The organism is Saccharomonospora iraqiensis subsp. iraqiensis (genome assembly GCF_000430445.1).
Classification (GTDB): Bacteria; Actinomycetota; Actinomycetes; order Mycobacteriales; family Pseudonocardiaceae; genus Saccharomonospora; species Saccharomonospora iraqiensis.
The window spans coordinates 115,464-136,307 of the sequence record NZ_KE387084.1 but is presented as its reverse complement, the minus strand read 5'-3'; the positions used below and the strand labels follow the sequence as shown (position 1 = coordinate 136,307).

20 protein-coding genes are annotated in these 20,844 nt (G+C 68.6%); 10 read left to right on the top strand and 10 right to left on the bottom strand.

The genetic code is table 11. From position 1 onward, the window contains the following. Positions 1-86: 86 nt before the first annotated feature. From ACTIR_RS0110450 to ACTIR_RS0110435, 4 genes are all read right to left on the bottom strand, one after another. Positions 87-1,910, bottom strand: coding sequence for a DUF4357 domain-containing protein (locus ACTIR_RS0110450; RefSeq protein ID WP_026454236.1), 1,824 nt, complete (start codon positions 1,908-1,910; stop codon positions 87-89). 227 nt (positions 1,911-2,137) lie between these two features. After that, complete coding sequence (locus ACTIR_RS0110445; RefSeq protein ID WP_026454235.1) at positions 2,138-3,889, bottom strand: calcineurin-like phosphoesterase C-terminal domain-containing protein; 1,752 nt, start codon at positions 3,887-3,889, stop codon at positions 2,138-2,140. 275 nt (positions 3,890-4,164) lie between these two features. Further along, a complete protein-coding gene (locus ACTIR_RS0110440) occupies positions 4,165-4,830 on the bottom strand; it encodes a response regulator (RefSeq protein ID WP_026454234.1) in 666 nt (221 codons plus the stop codon). Then, entirely contained in the window at positions 4,827-6,008 is a 1,182-nt protein-coding gene (locus tag ACTIR_RS0110435) for a sensor histidine kinase (RefSeq protein WP_026454233.1), read from the bottom strand. The genes ACTIR_RS0110440 and ACTIR_RS0110435 overlap by 4 nt, the downstream gene beginning before the upstream one ends. 154 nt (positions 6,009-6,162) lie before the next feature. Here ACTIR_RS0110435 and ACTIR_RS0110430 point away from each other — a divergent pair, with 154 nt between their 5' ends. Next, the gene (locus ACTIR_RS0110430; RefSeq protein ID WP_026454232.1) at positions 6,163-6,585 is read left to right on the top strand and encodes a hypothetical protein; all 423 of its coding nucleotides are present in this window, start codon (positions 6,163-6,165) and stop codon (positions 6,583-6,585) included. A 33-nt stretch (positions 6,586-6,618) separates the two neighbouring features. Beyond that, positions 6,619-6,849 carry a hypothetical protein gene (locus ACTIR_RS0110425; RefSeq protein WP_026454231.1) on the top strand — a complete coding sequence of 77 codons (231 nt, stop codon included), beginning with the start codon at positions 6,619-6,621 and terminating at the stop codon, positions 6,847-6,849. Positions 6,850-6,912: 63 nt separating this feature from the next. Here ACTIR_RS0110425 and ACTIR_RS0110420 read toward each other — a convergent pair whose 3' ends face one another. Next, a complete protein-coding gene (locus tag ACTIR_RS0110420; RefSeq protein WP_026454230.1) occupies positions 6,913-7,569 on the bottom strand; it encodes a YdcF family protein in 657 nt (218 codons plus the stop codon). A gap of 92 nt (positions 7,570-7,661) precedes the next feature. Between ACTIR_RS0110420 and ACTIR_RS0110415 the strand changes: the two genes are divergently transcribed. Further along, positions 7,662-8,210 carry an NUDIX domain-containing protein gene (locus tag ACTIR_RS0110415; RefSeq protein WP_026454229.1) on the top strand — a complete coding sequence of 183 codons (549 nt, stop codon included), beginning with the start codon at positions 7,662-7,664 and terminating at the stop codon, positions 8,208-8,210. Between the two features lie 12 nt (positions 8,211-8,222). On the opposite strand, the gene ACTIR_RS24800 is transcribed toward ACTIR_RS0110415, so the two are convergent. From ACTIR_RS24800 to ACTIR_RS0110400, 3 genes are all read right to left on the bottom strand, one after another. After that, positions 8,223-8,837, bottom strand: a complete 615-nt coding sequence (locus tag ACTIR_RS24800) for a GNAT family N-acetyltransferase (RefSeq protein ID WP_052583817.1) — start codon at positions 8,835-8,837, stop codon at positions 8,223-8,225. Between the two features lie 107 nt (positions 8,838-8,944). Then, the gene (locus tag ACTIR_RS0110405; RefSeq protein WP_026454228.1) at positions 8,945-9,145 is read right to left on the bottom strand and encodes a DUF397 domain-containing protein; all 201 of its coding nucleotides are present in this window, start codon (positions 9,143-9,145) and stop codon (positions 8,945-8,947) included. Continuing rightward, positions 9,142-9,972, bottom strand: a complete 831-nt coding sequence (locus ACTIR_RS0110400; RefSeq protein ID WP_026454227.1) for a helix-turn-helix domain-containing protein — start codon at positions 9,970-9,972, stop codon at positions 9,142-9,144. The genes ACTIR_RS0110405 and ACTIR_RS0110400 overlap by 4 nt, the downstream gene beginning before the upstream one ends. 219 nt (positions 9,973-10,191) lie before the next feature. Here ACTIR_RS0110400 and ACTIR_RS25375 point away from each other — a divergent pair, with 219 nt between their 5' ends. The 7 genes from ACTIR_RS25375 (at position 10,192) to ACTIR_RS27490 (ending at position 14,898) form a co-directional block, all read left to right on the top strand. Beyond that, a complete protein-coding gene (locus ACTIR_RS25375) occupies positions 10,192-10,503 on the top strand; it encodes a zinc finger protein (RefSeq protein WP_084789402.1) in 312 nt (103 codons plus the stop codon). After that, positions 10,448-10,696 (top strand): hypothetical protein, encoded by a 249-nt coding sequence (locus ACTIR_RS0110395; protein WP_026454226.1) that lies wholly within the window; start codon positions 10,448-10,450, stop codon positions 10,694-10,696. The genes ACTIR_RS25375 and ACTIR_RS0110395 overlap by 56 nt, the downstream gene beginning before the upstream one ends. Positions 10,697-10,885: 189 nt before the next feature. Beyond that, positions 10,886-11,434 (top strand): hypothetical protein, encoded by a 549-nt coding sequence (locus ACTIR_RS25370; protein WP_026454225.1) that lies wholly within the window; start codon positions 10,886-10,888, stop codon positions 11,432-11,434. A 216-nt stretch (positions 11,435-11,650) separates the two neighbouring features. Then, positions 11,651-12,451, top strand: a complete 801-nt coding sequence (locus ACTIR_RS0110385) for a helix-turn-helix transcriptional regulator (RefSeq protein WP_026454224.1) — start codon at positions 11,651-11,653, stop codon at positions 12,449-12,451. Continuing rightward, positions 12,448-13,131, top strand: a complete 684-nt coding sequence (locus ACTIR_RS0110380) for a RibD family protein (RefSeq protein WP_034239332.1) — start codon at positions 12,448-12,450, stop codon at positions 13,129-13,131. The genes ACTIR_RS0110385 and ACTIR_RS0110380 overlap by 4 nt, the downstream gene beginning before the upstream one ends. Further along, positions 13,124-13,594: a deaminase gene (locus ACTIR_RS0110375; RefSeq protein WP_026454222.1), complete on the top strand. Its 471-nt coding sequence runs from the start codon at positions 13,124-13,126 to the stop codon at positions 13,592-13,594. The genes ACTIR_RS0110380 and ACTIR_RS0110375 overlap by 8 nt, the downstream gene beginning before the upstream one ends. Positions 13,595-13,824: 230 nt before the next feature. Then, positions 13,825-14,898: a hypothetical protein gene (locus tag ACTIR_RS27490; protein WP_233345872.1), complete on the top strand. Its 1,074-nt coding sequence runs from the start codon at positions 13,825-13,827 to the stop codon at positions 14,896-14,898. Between the two features lie 222 nt (positions 14,899-15,120). Here the strand turns inward: ACTIR_RS27490 and ACTIR_RS0110360 are convergent, their stop codons facing one another. Beyond that, positions 15,121-19,218, bottom strand: coding sequence for an Eco57I restriction-modification methylase domain-containing protein (locus ACTIR_RS0110360; RefSeq protein ID WP_026454221.1), 4,098 nt, complete (start codon positions 19,216-19,218; stop codon positions 15,121-15,123). Beyond that, the coding region (locus ACTIR_RS22670) for a C-terminal helicase domain-containing protein (protein WP_161629630.1) at positions 19,218-20,844 on the bottom strand (1,627 nt) is incomplete at its 5' end. The genes ACTIR_RS22670 and ACTIR_RS0110360, both read right to left, overlap by 1 nt.

The window sequence follows — 20,844 nt, the reverse complement described above, 5'->3', positions numbered from 1 at the left end:
CGCGCCGGAGTGGGCCAGGGCCCGCCCCGCGGTGTCGTCCAACGGCACCGACCGCGGCGGGCCGTGCTCGGCCAGATCGACGGTCGTCATCCCGGCGAGAGCCCGCTCCGCGACGCGGCGACGGCCGCGCGCAACGTCCGCAGCCCGTAGCGTTGTTCGACGTCCACCCCGTCGCCGTAGTGGTGTTCGTCGAGCAGCGGCAGGATCTTGGTGCGCCAGGTGCGGTCCAGCCCGCCGTCCCGGTAGACCGATTCGCGCATCAGGTAGGACGGGCCGATGCGGAAGTCCGGGTCGTCGATCCGGGCGTTGAGCGCGTCGAGCAGGTCGGCGGGTTCGGTTTCGCGCCCTTCGCGCTCCAGCCAGCGGCGCAGCAGTCCGCGGGTCGGCTCGACGCGGGGGGACAGTTCCATGAAGGCGAACCGCCGCCGCATCGCCGCGTCCACCAGGGCGATGGAACGGTCGGCGGTGTTCATGGTGCCGAGGACGAACAGGTTCGGCGGGAGCGCGAAGTCGTCGCCGGAGTAGGTCAACCGCACCGAACGGTTGCGGTACTCCAGCAGGAAGTACAGCTCGCCGAACACCTTGGCCAGGTTCGCGCGGTTGATCTCGTCGATGACGAGGAAGTGCGGGATGTGCCGGTTGCCCTCGCGGGAGGCCGCGTCGGCCAACTGCCGCAGCGGCCCGTCGACCAGCCGGAACGCCACCTCCCCGCTGTCCCCCTGCGGCCGGAAGCCCTCGAAGAAGTCCTCGTAGGAGTAGGACGGGTGGAACTGCACGAGCGTCACCTGCTCCGCACCGCCGCCGAGATACTCGGCCAGCTTCAGCGCCAGGTATGTCTTTCCGGTTCCGGGCGGGCCGTGGAAGACGAGCTGACGCTCGTCCCACAACAGCTCCCGCACCTCCCGCAGCCACGCGACGTCGTGGACCAACAGCTCCTTGGCGAGTTCGTCGGTCGGTTCGGGCAGTTCCAGTTCCCGGCGGGCCAGCGCGGCCAGCTCCGCCGTGGTGTCGCCGACCTCGCGGGCCTGCTCGTCGAGCTCCTCGGTGCTACGGCCCAACCCGGCGACCAGCCCCGCCACGGCAGTCAGGTCCACCACATCGTGCTGGGCGGACAGCTTCTGTTGCAGCTCTTCGGGCAACTCGTGGTAGTCGTGCCCGACGTCCTGCCACTCGACCGGCCGCCGCAGGTTCGACCGGCCCGCCTCCGAGTCGACCTGCTCGACATCCCCGGTGATCTCACCGACGTGAAGCAGGCCCTGGGAGATGGTGCAGACCGCGTCACCCGGCTTCATCCGCGACAGGAAGGCGTGCAGCTCCTCGACCAGGCGCACCCGCTGGTTGTGGGTGAGCAGCGAGCCGTAGTCCTCCTCCACGGCGGTGCGCAACGCGTCCTTACTGGCTCCCTGCTCAATGCCGTGGCGCAGATGCCCGGCGGGCAGACTCACCAGCCCTTCCTGCAGCCACAACCATCGCACCAGATCCTGCCCGGCGACGTTGGAGCCGCGCACCAGCCAGGTGCGGTTGGGCCCGTACCAGTAGGACGGCAGGTAGTCGGCCAGCGGATGCCCGTCCGGACTCTTCCACTCCTGCCAGCCGTTGGCGCTACTGCCGGTGAGGATCTCCGCGGCGGCCGACGGCGAGTTGCACTCGATGTCCTCGGTGGTCTCCAGATGGTCCGGCCACTGCGGGGACGGCACGATCCGCCCCTCGCCGATCAACCGCTGCCGGAGCAGATAGGACGAGCGCATGTGTTCCGGGAACGACGGCACATAGCTGCTCCGCACCGGCGAGCCGGCCAACACCACGAATTTCTGGCTTCCGTTCGTGCCCTTCTCCTCCAGCAACCGGCCGTGGGCGACCGGCCCCTCGTAGGGCAGGCGCAGGTGGAACTCGGGATACGGACCCGGCATCAGGCTCCCTCGCGGTCGGCGCTGCGCGGGACTCGCGTCCCACGTCGTCCCTCCCGGGTGATGCTCGCACAGATCGCCGATGGGATTCCGGCGTTCTCGGGGATTCCCGGGGCGGAGGTCCGAGTCTCCCTGCGAGGTCTCGCCGACGCCGGTGCCCGACATCCGGCCGCAGAGCGGATCGGCCGGATGCCGGGCAGCGGTACGGCCGGCGGACACCGGCGCCCGGACTACTCCGTGACCCGTAACGTGAGGGTCTCGGTGTACTCGCGGCCGTGCACGTCGGTCGCGGTGACCTCGGCGGAGTGCTCGCCGACAGCCAGGTCGGCGGGCAGCGGGAGACGCCACAGGTGCATGGAGCGGTCGGCCAGGCTACCGCCGTGCACCAGCTGCTGCTGGACCGCGACCGGATCGGACCACTCGGCGCCGACGCGCGGGACCTCGCCGTTCATCGGCTGGGTGCGCTCGGCCGGGACGGCCTCACCACCGTCGAGGGAGACGTCGACGGCGGCGCCGGTGGAGCCCATCCAGAAGTCGGTGGTCAGCCAGGTCTCGGCCAGTCCGTCCCGGGCCACGGTCAGCGGGTCCGCGAACTCGGGCGCGGCACCCCGGTCGTCCGCGTATTCGGCGTACCAGTCGCGGTAGCGCGGGGTGTTCAGCCCGAGAGCCATCTGCTCCGACCCGTCCGTCCCGCGCACGGTGAACCGCTCGGTGACCTCGGTGTTGGCGATGTCGAGCGTGGTCACGCCCGGAACACCGCCGTCCCGCTGGATCGCGGTGGGATAGCCCTCCTCCAGCATCCGGCCCGAGTACCAGTCACCGGAGATCGCACCGGCCGTGAGGTGCGGGAACGGCAGACCGTCGACACCGAAGGTGTCCTTCCAGCCCGCGAGGCTGTCACCTTCACGCAGGTTCTCGATGCTGTGGGTGTGCCCGCCGACCGCGATGGCCTCCCGGCCCTCGAGGATCTCGTAGATCTCCTTGACCTGGTCGATCTGGTGGGTCGCGCTGCCCTGGTCCGCGAAGTCCAGCAGCGGGATGTGCGTGGCGAGCACGATCAGCTTGTTCTCCGGCACCCGGGCGATGTCCTGACGGAGCCATTCCAGCTGTCGCTCGTCCAGGGCGCCGTTGTACCCGCCGCCGGGGAGCGGGTACTCGACCGTGCTCAGCGCGACGACGTGGACCTTGCCGGAGTCGTAGGAGTAGTACTCCGGCCCCAACTCCGCGCGATACGTGTCGAAGGCGTGCTCGCTGTTCGGTGCGTCGAAGTCCAGATCGTGGTTACCCGGCAGGAACCGGGCCGGGCCGTTGAGCATGCCGGTCAGCTCCCGGATCCGTGGGTAGAGGGAGAGGTCGTCGCCGACGACGTCGCCGATGAACAACGCGCCGCAGCCGGCGTAGTCCGAGCGTTGCCGCAGATCGGCGAAGGCGCCCCTGCGGGCGTAGTCGACCTGCTGTTCGTTGTAGGTCTGGACGTCCCCGCCGATCAGGCAATGCTGCTCGGGCGACCGGGTCAGCTTGCTCCTGGACAGCGGGAAGTTCACCGCGTCCGGCAGCGGCCCGGTCGGCGCGATGCCGCCGTAGCGCAGCTCGGGCGATCCCTCCGGCAGATGGTGGTAGGAGAACTGTGCGACGTTGTCCTCGTCCACCGGCACCTGGTAACCGCGGGGCTGGGTGACGAAGACGGTCATGTTGTCGTAGGCGGGCAACTCGTACCGGCCCCGGCTGTCGGTGGTGGTGACCTCACGGCCATTGGAGACGGTGACACCGGCGATGCCCGGCTCGCCGGTGTCCTGAGTGGAATTCTTGTTCCGATCGTCGAAGACGATGCCGTCGAGGACTTCCGGGGCGTCGTCCCGGCCGTCGACAACCTCGACACTTCCCCGGTAAGCGGCGGCCCTGCCGGTGTCCAGCGGGGCGTCACCGGGCGCCGCCGAGGCCACGGGGACGATCAGCGTGCCGGTCAGGGCGAGCGTGAGCACACCCGCGACGCGGCCGACGGTGCTCGGTCTGTTTCGGAGTGGGCGGGTGGACGAATCCACGGAGATACCTCCCGTCGAGTGATACGCGGGCCGGGTGACCGGCCGCGCACATCCTCACCGGCGGGAGTGAACACCGGCGGACCACCAGGTGGCTCCGCACGGACCGGGAACTGACGGAGATACACGACCGGGTCCACGGCAGCGCACCCGGTTCGGATCCACCGGAAGGACGCTGTCGGCCGGTCGTGCCCGGTGCGGACACGCAGTCGCCCCCGCTACGACGCGTCGCCGGGCGTGATGAGGCCGGATTCGTAGCTCACGACGACGAGCTGCGCGCGGTCGCGGGCACCGAGTTTGGCGAGCAGCCTGCTGACGTAGGTGCGTGCAGTCGCCGGGCTGATGTGCAGGCTCGCGCCGATCTCGTCGTTCGAGGCACCGCGGCCGACTCCGGCGAGGACGTCACGCTCCCGATCGGTGAGGGCGTCGAGCATCTCGGGCCGCACGCGCGTGGCCAGGCTCGCGCCCAGGTGACCCAGCACCTTGGTGGTGATCGTCGGGGACAGCAGGGAATCACCGGCGGCGACGACCCTGATCGCGTCGCGCAGTTCGCGGGGTGCGACGTCCTTGAGCAGGAACCCGGCCGCTCCCGCGCGGACGGCGGCGAGCACGTTCTCGTCCTCGTCGAACGTGGTCAGCACGACGACCCGCACGTCGCCGAGGTCCGGGTCGGCCGCGATGTGCTCGGTCGCCGCGATCCCGTCGAGGCGCGGCATGCGGATGTCCATGAGGACGACGTCCGGACGGTGCCGGCGGATCAGGCTGAGCCCGGTGTGCCCGTCGGGGGCTTCGGCGACGACCTCGATGTCACCGTCGTGCTCGGCCAGCGGGCGCAGGCCGGTGCGCACGAGTTCCTGGTCGTCGAGGAGGGCGATGCGGATCACGGTGCCGGCCTCGTGGGGATCGTGGCCTCGACGGTGAAGCCGGAACCGGGTGCGCTGCGGGTGTGCAGTGAGCCGCCGAGCAGGTGCACGCGTTCGACCATTCCGGTGATGCCGTATCCCCGCGACTCGTCGTCCGCGGCGGCACCGTGGCCGTCGTCGGCGACGGTCACCCGCAGCGTTCCGTCCTCCACGACGGCGCTCACCCGAGCGGTGGTCGCCTCCGCGTGCCGGAGGGCGTTGGTGAGCGCTTCCTGGATGACGCGGTATGCGGTAGCGTCGACCGCCGCCGACAGGTCCGTGGAGGAGACGTCGATGTCGGCGACGACGTCGAGCCCCGCCGTCCGTGCTCCCTCGATGATCACTTGCGCGTCGGACAACGAACGCACCTGGCGTGTCTCCTCGTCCGCGGTGGTGCTGCGCAGGAGGCGGACCATCGACCTCAGCTCGCGCAGCGAGGCGGTGCTCTGGTTCCTCACCCGGTCGAGCGCGTCGGCGACGGTGTCGTCGCTGCGACCGACGGCCTCGCTGCCGACGCTCGCGTGCAGGGCGATCGCCGAGAGCGCGTGGCCCAGCGTGTCATGCAGGTCCCGGGAGATGCGTTCGCGTTCGGATCGGACCCGCGACTCGGCCTCGCGTACCGACTGCTCCCGGGTGAGACGGGCGATCTGCTCCTGCTGGGCGGCACGCAGGCGGCGCGCCCGGATGCCGTAGCCGAGGGCGATCGCGGCGGCGATCAGCGCCACGTTGGACACGGCATCCGTGCCGAGGACATATCCGATGGGTTGCGGGTCGTCGCGGAGCCGGAAGTACAGCGAGACGGTGAAGACCACCGCTCCCGCTCCGACCGCCCACCGGATCAGCCCGACCTCCGCGGCCGAATACAGTGCCGCGACGACCGGGAGGGCGACGCCGATCGGCGGGAACCGCAGCGTGTAGTAGGCGAAGGTGGCCAGCACGCTGAGCACGAGCACCGGCACCGGCATCCGGCGCCGCAGCAGCAGGACGGCACCGAACCCCACGGCGAACACGTAGGCCAACACGGGCGGTGCGGCACCGACGCCCGCCCGCGACAACGCGATGATGAGCGACAGCACCACCGCGACCACCACGGCCAACAGCACGTCGAACGCCCGGGGCGGGACCCGCCCTTCCCCGGAGTCCGTGGACCGCGTCGGCATCGTCCCAGCGTACGGTCCGGGCCGGGCTCCGCGCATGCGCCTGCCGAACCGTGCGGATGTCGCCTTTCGACGTACTCGTGCCCCGGTGTGAAGCGATCCGGATCGAGAATCGGAGCCGATGACCACCGTGGCGGGCGTTCGTAGCGTCGGTGTCATGACCGACATCCGCTCCCTGAACCGGCCTCTCATCCTCGGGCTCGGCGCACTCGCGCTGGTCCGCCCCCTCACCCGGATCGTCGGGTCCCAGCTCGGCATCGAGCACCACTCGGCCGTGACGATCAGCATCACGGTCCTGATCACGGTCGTCTGGATCGCGGCCGTCGGATTGAGCAGGAACACCGCACCCGTGCTGACCCTCGTCCTCGCCGGACTCGCATACGGGGTGCTGTCCATCGCCCTCAGCGGCGTGCTGTCCCCGATCCTCGACGGGAGTCTCCGCGGCCCGCTCGCGAATCCCGTCGCGATCATCCCCGTCCTGGCGACCAACGCGGTCTGGGGACTCGTGGCCGGGGGCCTGGCACTCGCGCTCCAGCGGGCCCGCGGCGTCCGGCCACCCGCGAACCCGGAGAGTCGATGACGGGCCACACCGACCAGGGACCGGGGAAACCTCATGCGTACCGTCGGTATCGGCGCTCTCGGACTCATCGGGGGCCTGCTGCTCGCGATCACCCTCCGAGACATCCTCGCCCACGCCCTCACGGACACCGAGGACACCCCCTCCACGGTCGGCATGATCCTCGCATCGCTCAAGCCCACCCTCGGCCTCCTCGGCGCCGTGCTCGCCGTCCGGCTCGACCGTCGGCACCACCGGACACGGCCGGGTGACCGCGGAGAGGACTGAGCGACGTCCGACCGAAGCCATCTGCCGTAGCGCACTCACGAACTGAGGGTGGTTTCCGCGTGGCTACCGGGGACGGATCAACCGAGCCGTGTATCCGGCGGCGACGAGCCGGGTATACGCGGCACGGACGTCGTCCGGGATCTCCTGCGGCGCGATCTCGCCGGAGCGTGCCTGCAGTTTCAGCCGTTGGGTGTCGCCGACGAGCATGGTCACCACGCGGTCGGCGTCGCCGATGTGGGCCACGTAGGTGTCCAGGTTCTGCCGGGCAGCGGAGCAGAGGACGTTGACTTCGGGCCAGATCCGGGTGGCGACGGCGTGCGCGCGGCGCTGCTGGTACGGCCGGGACACGAGCAGAACCGAGCGGGGCGTGAGGCCGTCCCCGGCGAGCAGGTCCCGGGTGAAACGGATGTTCTCCACCGTCGTGGTGGCCGTGGTCTCGACCCGGATCGCGGCGCGTGGCACACCGTGTTCGAGTGCGATCTCCCGGAAGCCCACCGCCTCGCCGTGCGGGAACCGGTCGACGGTGGTCGGCGAGTTGGCACCGGTGAACACCACCGAGGGAAAGAGGCCACGCCGATACAGCTCGGCGACATGGACCGGTACGCCGTCGTCATGGCTGCCCACACCGACCGCGACGTCGACGGGGCGAAGCGCGTGGTCCAACCGGTGGAACCGCCACAGCGTCTCCGCGTCCCGCCGGACCTCGGGCGGCCAGTTCATCACTCGTCACCATCCCACGACGACCACCGAACCTTTCCGGCGGTGCGGTATCGCAGAATCCCGTTCACAACTCCGCCACTACGGTCTCCCACATGGGTGAAGAGCTGACACGCTGGACAATCCACGGCGAAAGACTGGTCGACGACACACGGAAGCTCCAGTTGTCGATCGCGTCGGTCGAGTTGCCGAACGGGGTGTGTTTCGAGCAGTACGTCCTGCGTATGCCCAAGGCAGCGATGATGGTGGTGCTGGATGACGCCCGCGAGAACGTGTTGATGATGTGGCGTCACCGCTGGATCCTCGACCGGTGGGTGTGGGAACTACCCGGTGGTTACGTCGACCCTGATGAGGAACCCTCCGCCACCGCCGCGCGGGAAGTGGAGGAGGAGACCGGCTGGCGGCCACGCGACGTGCGCCCCCTCGTGTCGACCCAACCGGTGGTGGGATCGGCCGACGCCGAGAACCTGGTGTTCGTCTCGCTGGGCGCCGAGTATGTCGGCGCGCCAACCGACATCAACGAGGCCGAGAAGATCGACTGGATCCCACTTGCCTCCGTACGGCACAGGATGGAGGATGGCGAGATCATCGGCGCATCCTCCCAGGTGGGCCTCATGCATGTGCTGGCATTCCCGCCGACCTGAGTGCCTGGATCGTCACCGCGGATGGCACCGAGCGAGTTCGGACAGGATCACCGGCGCCGGCGTCATCCGCCGCCCGGGCGGGGAGATGTCGAGCTCCCCAGGCAGGCCGGTCTCGTCGCGCGAGGTGACCTCCTTCTCGAACAACGTCCCGGAGTGGCGGTGTGGGAGGTCGACGGTGCGGAGCTGGGACCAGCCGTGACTCCGGTAGTAGGCATGCAGGTCGGTGGAGGTGCGCCACACGTCCATCCGAACCGTGGAGAAACCCCGCGTGGCGGCGAAGTAGAGGCTGAAATCGAGCAGAAGCTTCCCGAGGCCGAGACCCGCGTAGGCGGGTGTGGTGGCGAGTTTCGCGAGGTAGACAGCGGGCTCCCCCAGTTCGGCCGGAGTCCAGAACTCGGGATCTCCCTTCGTGCCGAGCGTGACCGTGCCGAGCGGCACGCAGGTCCGTGCGTCACGGAGCAGCCAGGTCCGTCTTCGCGCAAGCGCTTCTTCCATCTCCGGAAGCCACCGAGAATGGGTCGACCACTGGTCACTCCCACGCCTGCGCAGCCACGCGACCCGCTCGTGCAACAGCCGCATCACGGTGCCGAGGTCGTCGTCCCGCGCGGGCCAGATCGTGTAGTTCATCGCTCTACCTCACCGTCAGCCGCCCCCAGTCCCCCACACACAAAGACACGAGCCGAGGATCGTGTCCAGCACCCTCGGCTCGTGACGGCCTCGCCGGCCGACGGCTTTCAGAGGTCGAACTCGCCGTCCTTCACCCCGGCGAGGAACGCCCGCCACTCCGCATCGGTGTAGCGGATGGTCGCCCCCTCCGGACGCTTGGAGTTACGCACCTCCACACCACCGTCCACCCGGCGAAACTCGACGCAGTCGGTCTTCAGGCCGCTGTAGCTCGACTTCCGCCAGCCATCCTGATGCTGTTGTCCCGTCATGACGTTCCTTTCATCGTGTCCAGAACATCGGCGATGAGCGCTGAGCTGTCGGCGGGGCTCATCGCTGCTTCGCGCAGAGTAGCCACCGCCCCCTGGTAGCGCGCCACTGACTTCGGATCGGTGATGGTGGCCGAAGCGTCGTAATGCTCGAGATGCACGACCGGCCTGGCCCGTGTGAACTCCATCAGCACCCACGAGCCGAAACGCATCGGCAACGGCGACTCGTAGGAGAGCACGCGAACCTCAATGTTGTCCCGAGTCGCCAAAGCTCGCAGGTGATCGAGCTGCTCCACCATCACGTCGGCACTACACGGTGGGTAGCGGAGGGCGTGTTCACCGATCAGTGCCAACAGGCGTGTCTTGGGGACGACGTGTTGACGCCCTACACGCAGCCGTGCGTTCTGCTCGGCCTCACCGGCGCTTATACCCCCTGCCAGCATGAGATGACGCGCGTAGTCATAGGTTTGCATTAGACCGGGGATCAGCATCGGTTGAACATTGACGATCAGCTTGGCTGTGCGCTCGTAATCGGTGAGTGCGGCCAGCTGCTTGTCAACCCCAGGTGCGATCCAGTTCGGGTCCAGAGCGGCACGGGCAAGATCGAGTAGCCGTTCCCGTTCAGCACAGGGCACGCCGAGTAATTGGATGACCTGGGCGACTTCCGCTTCAGCGGGAGTGAGGCGACCGTTCTCCCACCGGGAGACATGAGACTTCGTGCGGCCGACCTGCCTCGCCACGGCCTCTTGAGACAGACCTGCCGTCTCACGCGCTTGTCGGAGCTCCGCGCCGAGCGCGCGAGCCCTCGGAGTGTCGGCGTTGCTTGCCATGCAACTACCGTACGCAGCTACGGAGAGTGTCTAGGGTTTCATCCGATCAGTTAGTTGCCTGGATTGTTGCTGCAACCCATCCTGTTTCGCGCAACAATACTTGTAGCGATATACATACGCTACTGCTGAGGGGGAGGCAACGATGCCGATTCGCTCGTCCTATCCGCCGGACCGGACCATCCCGGAGGTCTACGCCACGCCGCGCGGGAGGTGCCGCTGATGTGGTGGCGGTGGCAACAGGCGGAGGGCCGACTGCACGCCTACGACCGCACCACGACCACGCCCGTCCCAGAACGGCCGTTCCCCGCGCTGTGCGGGGCCGAGGTCACCCCGGCCGAGGGCGATTTCCACCTCGACGGCCCGCCTCGCCCCACCTGCTGGATCTGCGACCGCGAGATCCGCGTACGCGAGAACTTCAGCCCCGAGCAGATTCCCCCGCTGCCCGACCAGTCCCCCGGCCCGAAGAACCCCGCCCATGACCCGACACGCTCCTGCCCCGCTCCCCGACGACCCTCTCGACCCGAGCGGTAACCAGCCGGAGGACACCGTCCGGCTGCCCGCGCTGCCCGTCGCCGACACCGTCGTGCTGCACCACCTGGCCGACCACTGGCCCAGCACCGACCCCGATGCCGAGGTCCCTCGGGCTCGGCGCGCGCTCCGACAACGCGACCCGCCGACGGAGGCCCTGCTACGGCGCATCCTCCACGGACTGCGCTCCCTGTGAGACGTCACCCCCGGTGCGATCCTTCCCACGCGCCGACGCACCGGGGGTGAGAGCCCGGCCGGGACTTCCCCGACACCTCCCCGGCCGGGCCCGTTCCCGGTCGGCGCGGGAACGGCGAGCCTGGCCCTTCCCTCGCCACCCGCGCCGACCGGACCACACCACCATCCACCCGAACCCCAGGAACCGCCGATGCTGCACCACGACCGGGAGCTCCTCGCCCGCCTGGCCCGACTCAACCGCCACCTCGGCGCCGTGGTCGTCGAATTGCTCCACCACCAGCACGACGGTGAACTCCCCGCCGACAGACTCACCGCGCTGGCCGACCGGTTCGCCGACCTGACCACCGAACTCCACACCCGCGCCGCCGAACGCGACACCACCGTCGCCCTCGCCGGCCCCGCCCCGGTCACCCTCACCCGGCCGAGCCTGCCGCCACGGCAGTGGCACGCCCTCGACGACCTGCTCGCCGAGATGTGCGAACGCACCCGAGGCAGCCTCGAAGACCTCCACGACCGTGGCCGCGGCATCCTCGAAACCTGCCGCCCCCATCGCCCGGAACCACCCGACGACGACCCCGCCGGCCTCCGCCGACACCTCCATCGCGTCATCGGCGCGCTGTCCCACCTCGACGAGGCCGCCCCCGACGACACTCGCGCCATCCGCACCACCGGACACGACGTCGCCCGACTCGCCCGCCGCATGCTCACCCACCCCCGGCACCGACCCCACGCGGACTGACCCGGAGCTGAACATCCGGATGTCGGCGGGGACTTCAGCGCGTTCAGCCGGCCCAGCCGCGCGAGGGTGAGACGCGGTCGCGCGGCTGCCACCTCGTGAACAGCTTCCCCGAGTTCCCGGCGGCACCACCAACCGAATCTCGCGGCGATCGGCTCAGATCGGATGTGCTTCCGTGCCCGCTCCAGTACGGTGAGTGAGGTCAGATGGGGGTGATCGGTGGGCAGGCGGCGTGCCGGGCTTGTGGCTCGTCGGGAGGTCGCGGGCTTCACGCAGGAGTCGCTGGCGGCTGCGGTCGAGGTCGATCGGAAGACCGTGAGCCGGTGGGAGCACGGCGAACGGGTATCTCCGTGGCTGCGTCCCCGGTTGGCGTCCGCGCTCGGGATCAGTCTCACCGATCTCGCGGCTCTGGTCGATGACGATCGGGAGCAGCCCGGCGAAGCCTCTGTGGTCCCGGACGAGCCGGGCGAGCCCGCTCCGGGCGACGATTCGGTGACGGCGGTATCGGGTCACCGACCCGTCGAGGAGCAGCTGCGCATCGCGATCTGCGGGAGCCGCGCCGAGGACGCCGACGCGGACGTTATCGACGCGGCGGTTCCGGCATTGGCCCGGTTCGCGATGGTGTCCGGCCTGCGGGTCAACCATGGTCCGGTCGGGGTGGGTATTGAGGTCATGACCTACATGGCCGACCGGTACCGTCCTGCCGACTTCACCATGACGCCGAGCCTTTTCGGCCGCTCGAACGTGGTGCGGGATGCCTCCTACGCGCTGGTGATCGGTGGCGGTGAGGGCACGGCGGACGAGGTGGATCTGACCGTGTTCACCGGGGTGAGAGTGATTCCGTTCCCGCTCAGTGGTGGCACCGCTCGCCGCTTCTACGACCACGCGCGCCGGCAACGGCACCAGCGCGAGTGGATGCCGGATCACTACTTCGACGCGTTCGGCGAGTGCCGGGACGCGGACGAGTACGTCAGGCTGGTGCGCCAGCTCATCAACGAGAAGGGATCAGCGTCTCCATGAGCGATCGGCCCCATGTGTTGTTGTCGGTGGCGGCTTCCCTGGACGGCTACATCGACGACATCAGCGACACTCGGTTGTTGCTGTCCAACGACGCCGATTTCGACCGGGTGGACGAGGTGCGCGCGGGGATGGACGCCATCCTGGTGGGGGCGAACACCATCCGGGCGGACAACCCCCGGCTGCTGGTGCGTTCACCGGAGCGGCAGCAGCGGCGTGTCGAGGACGGCCTGCCGGCCAGCCCGGCGAAGGTCACCCTGACCACGACCGGGGAGCTCGACCCGGAGTCGCGGTTCTTCACGACCGGGGAGACCGACAAGCTCGTCTACACTCCGGACTCTGCGGTGCCCGCGGTCGAAGATCGGGTGGGGCGGGTCGCCACGGTGTGTGGGATGGGAGAGCCTCTCGACGTGCACGCCGTGTTGGCCGACCTCGCCGACCGCAAGATCGAGCGGCTGATGGTCGAGGGCGGCGGGACGATGCACACGCTCTTCCTCACCGCCGGAGTGGTGGACGAGCTGCATCTGGTGCTCGCGCCGTTCTTCGTCGGGCAGGCAGCAGCACCCCGGTTCGTGCGGCCCGCTGTGTTCCCGCAGAACCCGCACCGGCCGATGACGCTCGCGGAGACCCGACAGCTCGGTGACGTGGTGCTGCTGCGGTATCTATCCTCGCGGGATGGCTGAGATGTCCGCGCAGGAGACCGACCGGAAGCGTCTGCGGGAGGCGATCGAGTTGGCGGCGAGATGTCCGGTGTCGCCGTCTGCGTTCTCCGTCGGGGCGATCATCACCGATGCCGACGACCGAGTTCTTGCTACCGGTTACTCCCGCGAGACCGACCCGCACGATCACGCCGAGGAGAGCGCCCTCGCCAAGCTGGCCCCGGATGATCCCCGGTTGGCCCGTGCGACCCTCTACACCTCTCTGGAACCGTGCAGCACCCGCGCCTCCCGGCCGGTGACCTGCACCCGACACATCCTCGACGCCGGTATCCCGCGCGTGGTGTTCGCCTGGCGCGAGCCGGACCTCTTCGTCGACTGCGAAGGGGCCGAGACACTGCGGGCGGCCGGACGCGAGGTCGTCGAACTCGACGAACTGGCCCACCTGGTCCGGGCCACCAACTCACACCTCCCGGGGATCGAGCCGTAACGTCCGGCCGATGCCCCGACGGAGGGGCGGACGTGTCGCATCCTCCACGGCTGTCTCCTCGAATCCCCGGAACTGTCCCACCGCAGTAGACGTGCTTCGACGCCGACGTTCCTTTGATCACGCTGCCTGTCGCGAACAGTCGACCTTCTTGCACCAAAAAACCGACCACGGCGTGCGACGTGGCCGAGAATGACCTTGGCGACACACACCATCGATCACCGGGAGCGTCCGTGTCGGTAGAAGCCCTGGCCGCAACGGTCGAACGCGTGATCTCTCTGAGTCCCAAACCTGTCCTCCGCGAGGCAGCCGCGTCTCTGGAGCAAGCTCAGGCCACTCTGGCCGACATCACGCTGGGCACCGCCGACCCCGAACTACTCACCGCGACCGAGGGGCTCGGCCATGCCGTCAATGAGATGATGGAGGTCCTGCATGCCTGCGAACGACTGGAACTCCTGTTACGCGGGTACTTGTCCAACCTTGGAGTCGCACCTTCGCACGTAACCATTCAACCCGCGAGCTCGTCGGAAGCCGGTTCGTCAAGGCGGTCTTCGGGTGACACCAAGGCATCATCCGATCGGGAGCTGATCGCTGAGGCGCAACGCAACGGGCATAAGATCAACTCAACTCGGTTGGTCCGAATCACCCGCGCTTGGGACGGCCGCGTGGTCTGGCTGGAGGAAGGCGACCATCGCAGTGGCCTGCAACACCTCATGAAACCAGAACGGGTAACCGACTTCGAAGGCTACGGGATTCCGAGGGACGAGATCGTTGGAGAGATCTTCGATGCCGTGACTCGGAAAGGCCCGGTTGGCTTCGCGGGGAAGGACCGTGCGGTCTACGAGGTCAACGTCGAGGGTGTGCCCAAGCGTATCGCCATCACGATAAGCTCCAACGGCTACATCGTCGGAGCTAATCCCATCTCCATGAGTCGAAAGTTGAGGGAGTCACCCATGAGCGAAGCCGACGAAGTGCGGGAGATCACCCTCCGGTTCGACTGGGGAATCGGCCCCTTCTGGGTGGTCATCGGTGATGACGTGCCCGACGGTTACGGTCCCGAGGAAATCACCGATCTGCTCCCCCTCAGCGACGGCCTCATCTCAGCGGCCACCGAGTGGAACGACCGTATGCAGCACACCTACGACGATGACGCACCGCAGGACTCCGGAATCCAGAATCCCGAGAACGAAGCGACATGGGTGGCCGATGGCCGCGAACTGGCGCGACGGCTGAAGCACGAGGCGGGGCCCGATGTCCGGGTCCGGTACTCACCCTTCGGTGACACTGCCGAGGTCATCGAGATGTGAACTCCGCCTGCGGGGACCGCGGACGACAGCACGAGACAGTACGTCCACGGTACGCGCCAAGAGGGATGTCACATGGTCCTCGATCGGCTACTCGCAGCGGTACCTCTTTCTGCGTAGAACCGTCACGTCGATCTGGTCAAGCGTCCGATACACCCCGACAGCGACGCCTTCCACCGAAAACCGTAAATCCTTGATCGTGAGTTGGTCAGCCCCAAAACCAAGTCACACACCGGCCGATTCCGTCGTGTTCGACCGTGCGGGGTGACGGGGGCCGTGGCCGGGTGGTGGAGTGAGCGTAGAGGTGTAGTTCTCCCCGTCGACGAGTGGCGTATCGAGGTCCACCCCGGCCCCGGCCATGCGGTCGTACTCGGCGAGGATCAAGTCCTTGGTGCGATAGGTGCCGTACTTGGCCTCGTCCTTGCGCCTGACGATCGGGAAGGTTTCGAGGATGTAGGCGGCGTCCTCACGAGAGACGCCGTAGAGGTGGAAGAATAGCGCGTCCAACTCGGCCCGGATGATCGCCCGACGCTCGTCATCCCACCGGAACGGCGCCCCCGTGTCCCCGAGATCCCGCGCGAACGACTCCATATCGTAGGAGGTGTAGGAAAGCTCAAGGACACGCACCGCAACAAACGTCACAGCCGAAACGCCAAACACGCCCCGTTCACTCATCCGATCAGGAGACACCACGGGGAATTGCTTCAAGAAGAACCAATTAAGACTCGTTCTACCGAACTTCTGCCTCGCACAATAGTCTACAACGAATGATGAAAGGCATGCCAAGAGAGCTGCCGACAACTCGCCTTTCCCGCCCATACGCAGCAACAAAGGGAACGCGTTCGCAACGGCAGACCTAGGGATGGCCGAAGGCTCTAGAGTACGCTCGTTGGTTGGACTAGTAATATCGCCATACCCCATTAGCCAATCCGGCAGATCATCCTTGAGGTCAGAACTACTCACCCAGTAGATCGGCATAGCATAGCGAGCAGGGTCTTTAAGTTCCTTCGTTTCGATGGATCGCGGCTGCTGAGGCCGTTGCTTCGCTGTTGGACTCCTGACCACATCTGCTTCTCGGTGGTTAAAGAAAGAGGTCATCATGCCTTGATACAGTGGGAGCATGCGGCGGTCGCCCTTGGTGAAGATGTTGCCGGTGAGGGTCCAGCCGTCGGCTTCCAGGTCCTCGCGGGTGTGGAAGAGGTGGGAGTCGTTGGACATGTGGAACATCGTCATGAACGACACGCCCCACGGGTTGCTGCCGCCCTGCCCGCGCTCGTCGGGTTCCGTCACGAGCACGGGGACACGCTTATAGATGCCGAGGGTGATCTCGGCGTCCTTGCGGGAGCGGAAGACCGGGCAGGTGCCGGTGTTGGGGTTGAGGAGTTTGATCTCCTCCGGTGCGAGAGTGAACGTCTTGTCGGGGTCGCCCAGCTCGGCCGGGTCGTGCAGGAAGAAGGCGAACCTGGCGGCCGACTCCTGTGCCGCAGTCCCGGCGAGAGAAAGAGTGCAGAACTTCGTTCGAGAGTCCACAGCGGGGAAGAGCCCACTGCGGTTTTCGAAGTCGTACAGCGCCGCCAGTGCGCGTTCCTCGACCAGGCTCTTGAAGAAGTACTGGGTCGTGGCGTCAGTGGCGATGCCGGTCGGCACGAGCACACCCGTGCGGCCCCGTGATCCCGTCACCATGCGGTCGGTCTCGGCGAACACCGCGTAGGTGTTGATGTCCCCTCGTCCGGTCAACGGGTAGCGCCCGGTGTTGCGGAGGAAGTGGCTCTCGCCTTCGGCCTGCCGTTTGGCGGCCTCGAACTCCTCGTACAACGGCTGCCTGTCTGGATCCTCGGCCAACGCGGCGATCAGCTTCTTGCGCGCCGAAGCGTTCTTCGCCTTGGCGATCTCCTCGTCGCGCTGAGCGAAGAACTCCTGTTCCTGGAGCTTAATCCGCTCCCACGGCGGGTTGCCGAGCACGCAGTCGAAGCCGCCAGCCCAGCCGGTCGTCTCGTCGACGCCCGCGCCGCTGTCCGGGACGGTGAACACGTCCGGGAACTCCAGGTGCCAGTGGAAGAAATGGTACTGCTCGCGCAGTCGGTCGATCTCGTGGTGGGTGCGCTGCGGGGCGGCGTCGGCCTCGGGGTCCTGCAGGTCGCGGAAGATCCTCTCGGTGACCGGACGCGGCGCGTCGGGCGTCTTGGTCCACAGGAACGCGGCACACCACGCGTCGGCCACCCGCTGGGACAGCCGGTACTCGTCGGTGGCGGCGAGCGCGTCGTAGTCGGCCTGCTGCTGCCGCACCTCGGCCAGCTTCTCCGGCACGACCGAGGTGATGCGGCGTACGTCGCGGGCGAAGGCCGCGTTGGCGACCTTTGTCTCGGCGCTGAAGTCGAACAGGTCGTACTGGCCTCGGCGTTCCTCCTTGTTCTGCTTCTCCAGCGCCTTGGCGTGCTTCTTGTCGTCGCCCTCGATCGGTTTGAACGCCTCGTCCGGGATGCCGCCGCGCAGCAGCGCCGGGGTCGTGCCGATCAGCGCGTTACCGCACTTGAGGTGCGCGTCCAGAAAGCCCAGCGGTTTGCCCGCCTCCATCGCCTCCAGCCACAGCGCCACCTTGGCCAGCTCCACCGCCATCGGGTTGAGGTCCACGCCGTAGACGCAGCGGGTGATGACCTCGCGCAGCGCGTGCCGCACCGCGCCCAGCGTCGGCTCCGGGTTGCGTTCGCGCACCGCCGCCACCCGCTTGGCGATGCGCCGGGCCGCGGCGACCAGGAAGTGCCCCGAGCCGCACGCCGGGTCGCACACCGTCAGCGCCAGCAGCTCGTCCACGATCGCCTCGCCCGGGTCGGCGTGCCCGGCCGCCGTGGCGGTCTGCTCGCCGCGTTTGACCGCGTCGTCGATCACCGGGTCCAGGCTGGAGTCCAGCAGCGTGTCGATCAGCGAGGACGGCGTGTAATAGGAGCCGGTGGTCTTGCGCTCGTTACCCGCGAGAGTCTCCAGGGAGAACTCCCGATCCACAGCGCTGTGCCGGGGCACCAGCTCCAGCAGCGACTCGTAGACCGAGCCCAGCTCCTCCGCGTCGAGGTGTTCGTAGTCCACCGACCGCCAACGGCGCGAGATCGGGTCGCGCACCTGGCACAACTGCCGCACCGCGGTCAGCAGGTACTCGTTCGACAACGACAGCCCGCGCAGCGGCGCGTCGGCCTCGGTGTCGTCGAAGATGCCGCCCAGGCCGGGCAGGCCGAGTTCGGGGCGGCCGTGTTCGTCGCCGAGCGCGTCCAGCACCAGCCGCAGCGCCTGGTACTGGTCGCTGTGCGCGGTGCCGCGGCGGCGCCGCGCGTGCGCGCGCAGCCGCGCGGTGGAGAAGTAGGTGGCATACCGCTCGCACGCCTGCGGGTCGGCGTCCGACGGGTGCAGCAGCTTCCGGTCCTCGGCCACGAACAGGAAGATCATCCGGTAGGCCAGCCGCAGCAGGGCGTTGTGCAGGGCGGCCACGTCGACGTCGTCCCGCAGCGCGGCGTTGTCCGGGTGCTTCAAGAAGCCGGTGCCCAGGGTGGTGATCGCCTGCTGCACACCGTCGCGCAGCTGGTCCAGGGCGCGGGTACCGGAGGTGATGGCGTCGCTGCGCCAGGTCTCCAGCCAGCACGCCGACGGGGGCTGGTCCTCGGCCACGGCGAACCGGGAGGCGTGCAGCAGCCGATACAGCAGCACGAACTCGCTGAACAGCTCACCGTCGAAGATGGCCTCCAGGTCGAACTCGACGTAGGAGGCGGTGGCCAGGGCGCTGGAGTCGCGCAGCAGCCGCAGCTGCCTGCCGTTGGTCAACACCCCCCACAGGTGGCCGTCGGTGCGGTTCAGGCACTCCTGCACCAGCGACTGCGGCGGCACCGTGCCCGCCCCGCCGGGCCACTTGTCGAGGCTGTGGTGCCACGCGGCCAGGTGCACCGGCACGTGGGTCCAACGGTGGGTCACCGGGAAGGTCTTGGCGCCGTCGTCGGCGGTGATGCCCGCCTCGCCGAGCGGGGTGAGCTCGCCGAAGCCGAGTTCGGCGAACAGCGGGGCCAGCCACTGGCTCGCCGCCCGCCCGGTGGGATCGGTGGGCAGCTCCTCCTCCCGTGTGCGGGGCAGGTCGGTGCGCAGCTCGCGCCACACCGAACGCAGGAAGTCCCAGTGGCGTTCGGCCTCGTCGCGCACCGAGCGGGAACCGACCACGCGGTAGTCGGCGGGCTTGGCGCCTTCGACGTCCTTGCCCTCGGAGATGCGCACCAGCATGTCGACGGGCAGCAGGCCGCCGACGGTGTGCACGGCGGAGAAGACCTGGTGGCGGGTGACGGCGGACATCAGGCGGTGCCTCCCGAGGCGGGCAGGTAGACGTAGGCGCCGAGGATGTCGGCGCCTCCCTGGCGGGTGACGGTCAGGCCGCGCCGGATCTCCTGCGCGGCGACGCGGACGCGGGCGTGGGAGTCGCGCAGCTGCGCGGCGAGCTGGTCGCCGTGGTCGTGCAGCTGCTCGTCGACGGCGGGCAGCGCGTCCAGCACGCGTTGCATGGTGCGTTCGGCGAAGTCCGGGTCGGTGTTGGCGTCGGCTTCCAGCTCCAGCAGCGCCAACGCGTCCTCATCGGACAGCCATGTGGCGTTCGACGGTGACCCCTGGAACGCCAGCAGGCGGGCGTCCTCGGCGACCAGTTCGCGGCCGTCGCGTTCCCGCGACGGCAGGGTCAGGTGGAAGCGGTAACGCACCAGCAGCAGCGTGGTGCGGGTGTCCACGCCGTGGGTGCGGATCACGCCGCACCGCCGGGCCGGCCGGGGTCCGGGCGCGTCGCGGTCCAGGGCGATGTTGAGGACGTACTCGGCCAGCGCGCCGACCACCGGGTCGGTGCGCACCAGCGCGGCCTCGCCACGGCCCACGGCCGCCGTGGTGCGGAACGGCACCGGCTTGCCCGCGTCCAGGGCGTCCCCGGCGAGCACCGGGGTCAGCGCGTCCCGCAGCCCGGCGGGTGTGCCGCTGACGTCGGCGGTGAAACCGTCCTCGTCGTCGCGCAGCACCGCGTTCAACGCGGCCAGCGAGCGGCGCACGAAACTCCGGACCTCGGTCGCGCGGCCCAGCACGTCCCGGACCGCGGCGACCTCGCGGGCCACCTCCTCCGGGTGGATCGCGCGCTGGGCGAACTTGGCCGTGGTGGTGGTCTCCCGCTCGGCGGCCGACTTCCAGTCCGCCTCCACCACCTCGGCCTTGCGGGTGATCGCCTCCGTGTCGAACAGGGCCTCCTGCTCGGGGCTGGTGGTGCGCATCAACAGCCACTCGATGATGGCGTCGGTGACCGCCGAGGACTGCTCGTCCGGCACCGACACCGAGATGCCCAGGTCCTTGCGGATCTGACGGTGCTTACGGATCAGCACGTCCAGCACCTTGCCGTCGATGCCGTTGTCGGCGCCGTAGAGGGTGATCACCCGGACCGCCTCGCTGCGCTGGCCGTACCGGTCGACGCGGCCCTCCCGCTGGTCGTGCCGGGTGGGGTTCCACGCCAGGTCGTAGTGCACCACGGCGTCGAAGTGGTGTTGCAGGTTCACACCCTCGGACAGGCAGTCGGTGGCCACCAGCACCCGGCGGGCCGCCGGGTCGTCGGCGGTCTCGCCCGCCAGGTCCTCGATGCGCTGCACCCGCTGCTGCGGCGACAACGTTCCGGTCACCGAACGCACCACCGTCTTCTTGCCGAGTTTGCCGTCGAGGTGGTCTTCGACGTACTCGGCGGTGGGAATGTAGCGGCAGAAGACGATCGGGTGGTAGCCGTCGGCCAGCAGCGCCTTGAGGTGCTTGACCAGGGCGGCGAGTTTCGGATCGTCGGCGGTGCCCTCCAGCTGCGCCGCGCGGTCGGCGAGCTCGGCCAGCCGCGCGGAGGCGGTGCTTCCGGTGCCGCCGGTTCCGTCGCTCGCGTCGGTGTGGCCGGTGGCGTCGGGGTCGGTCTCC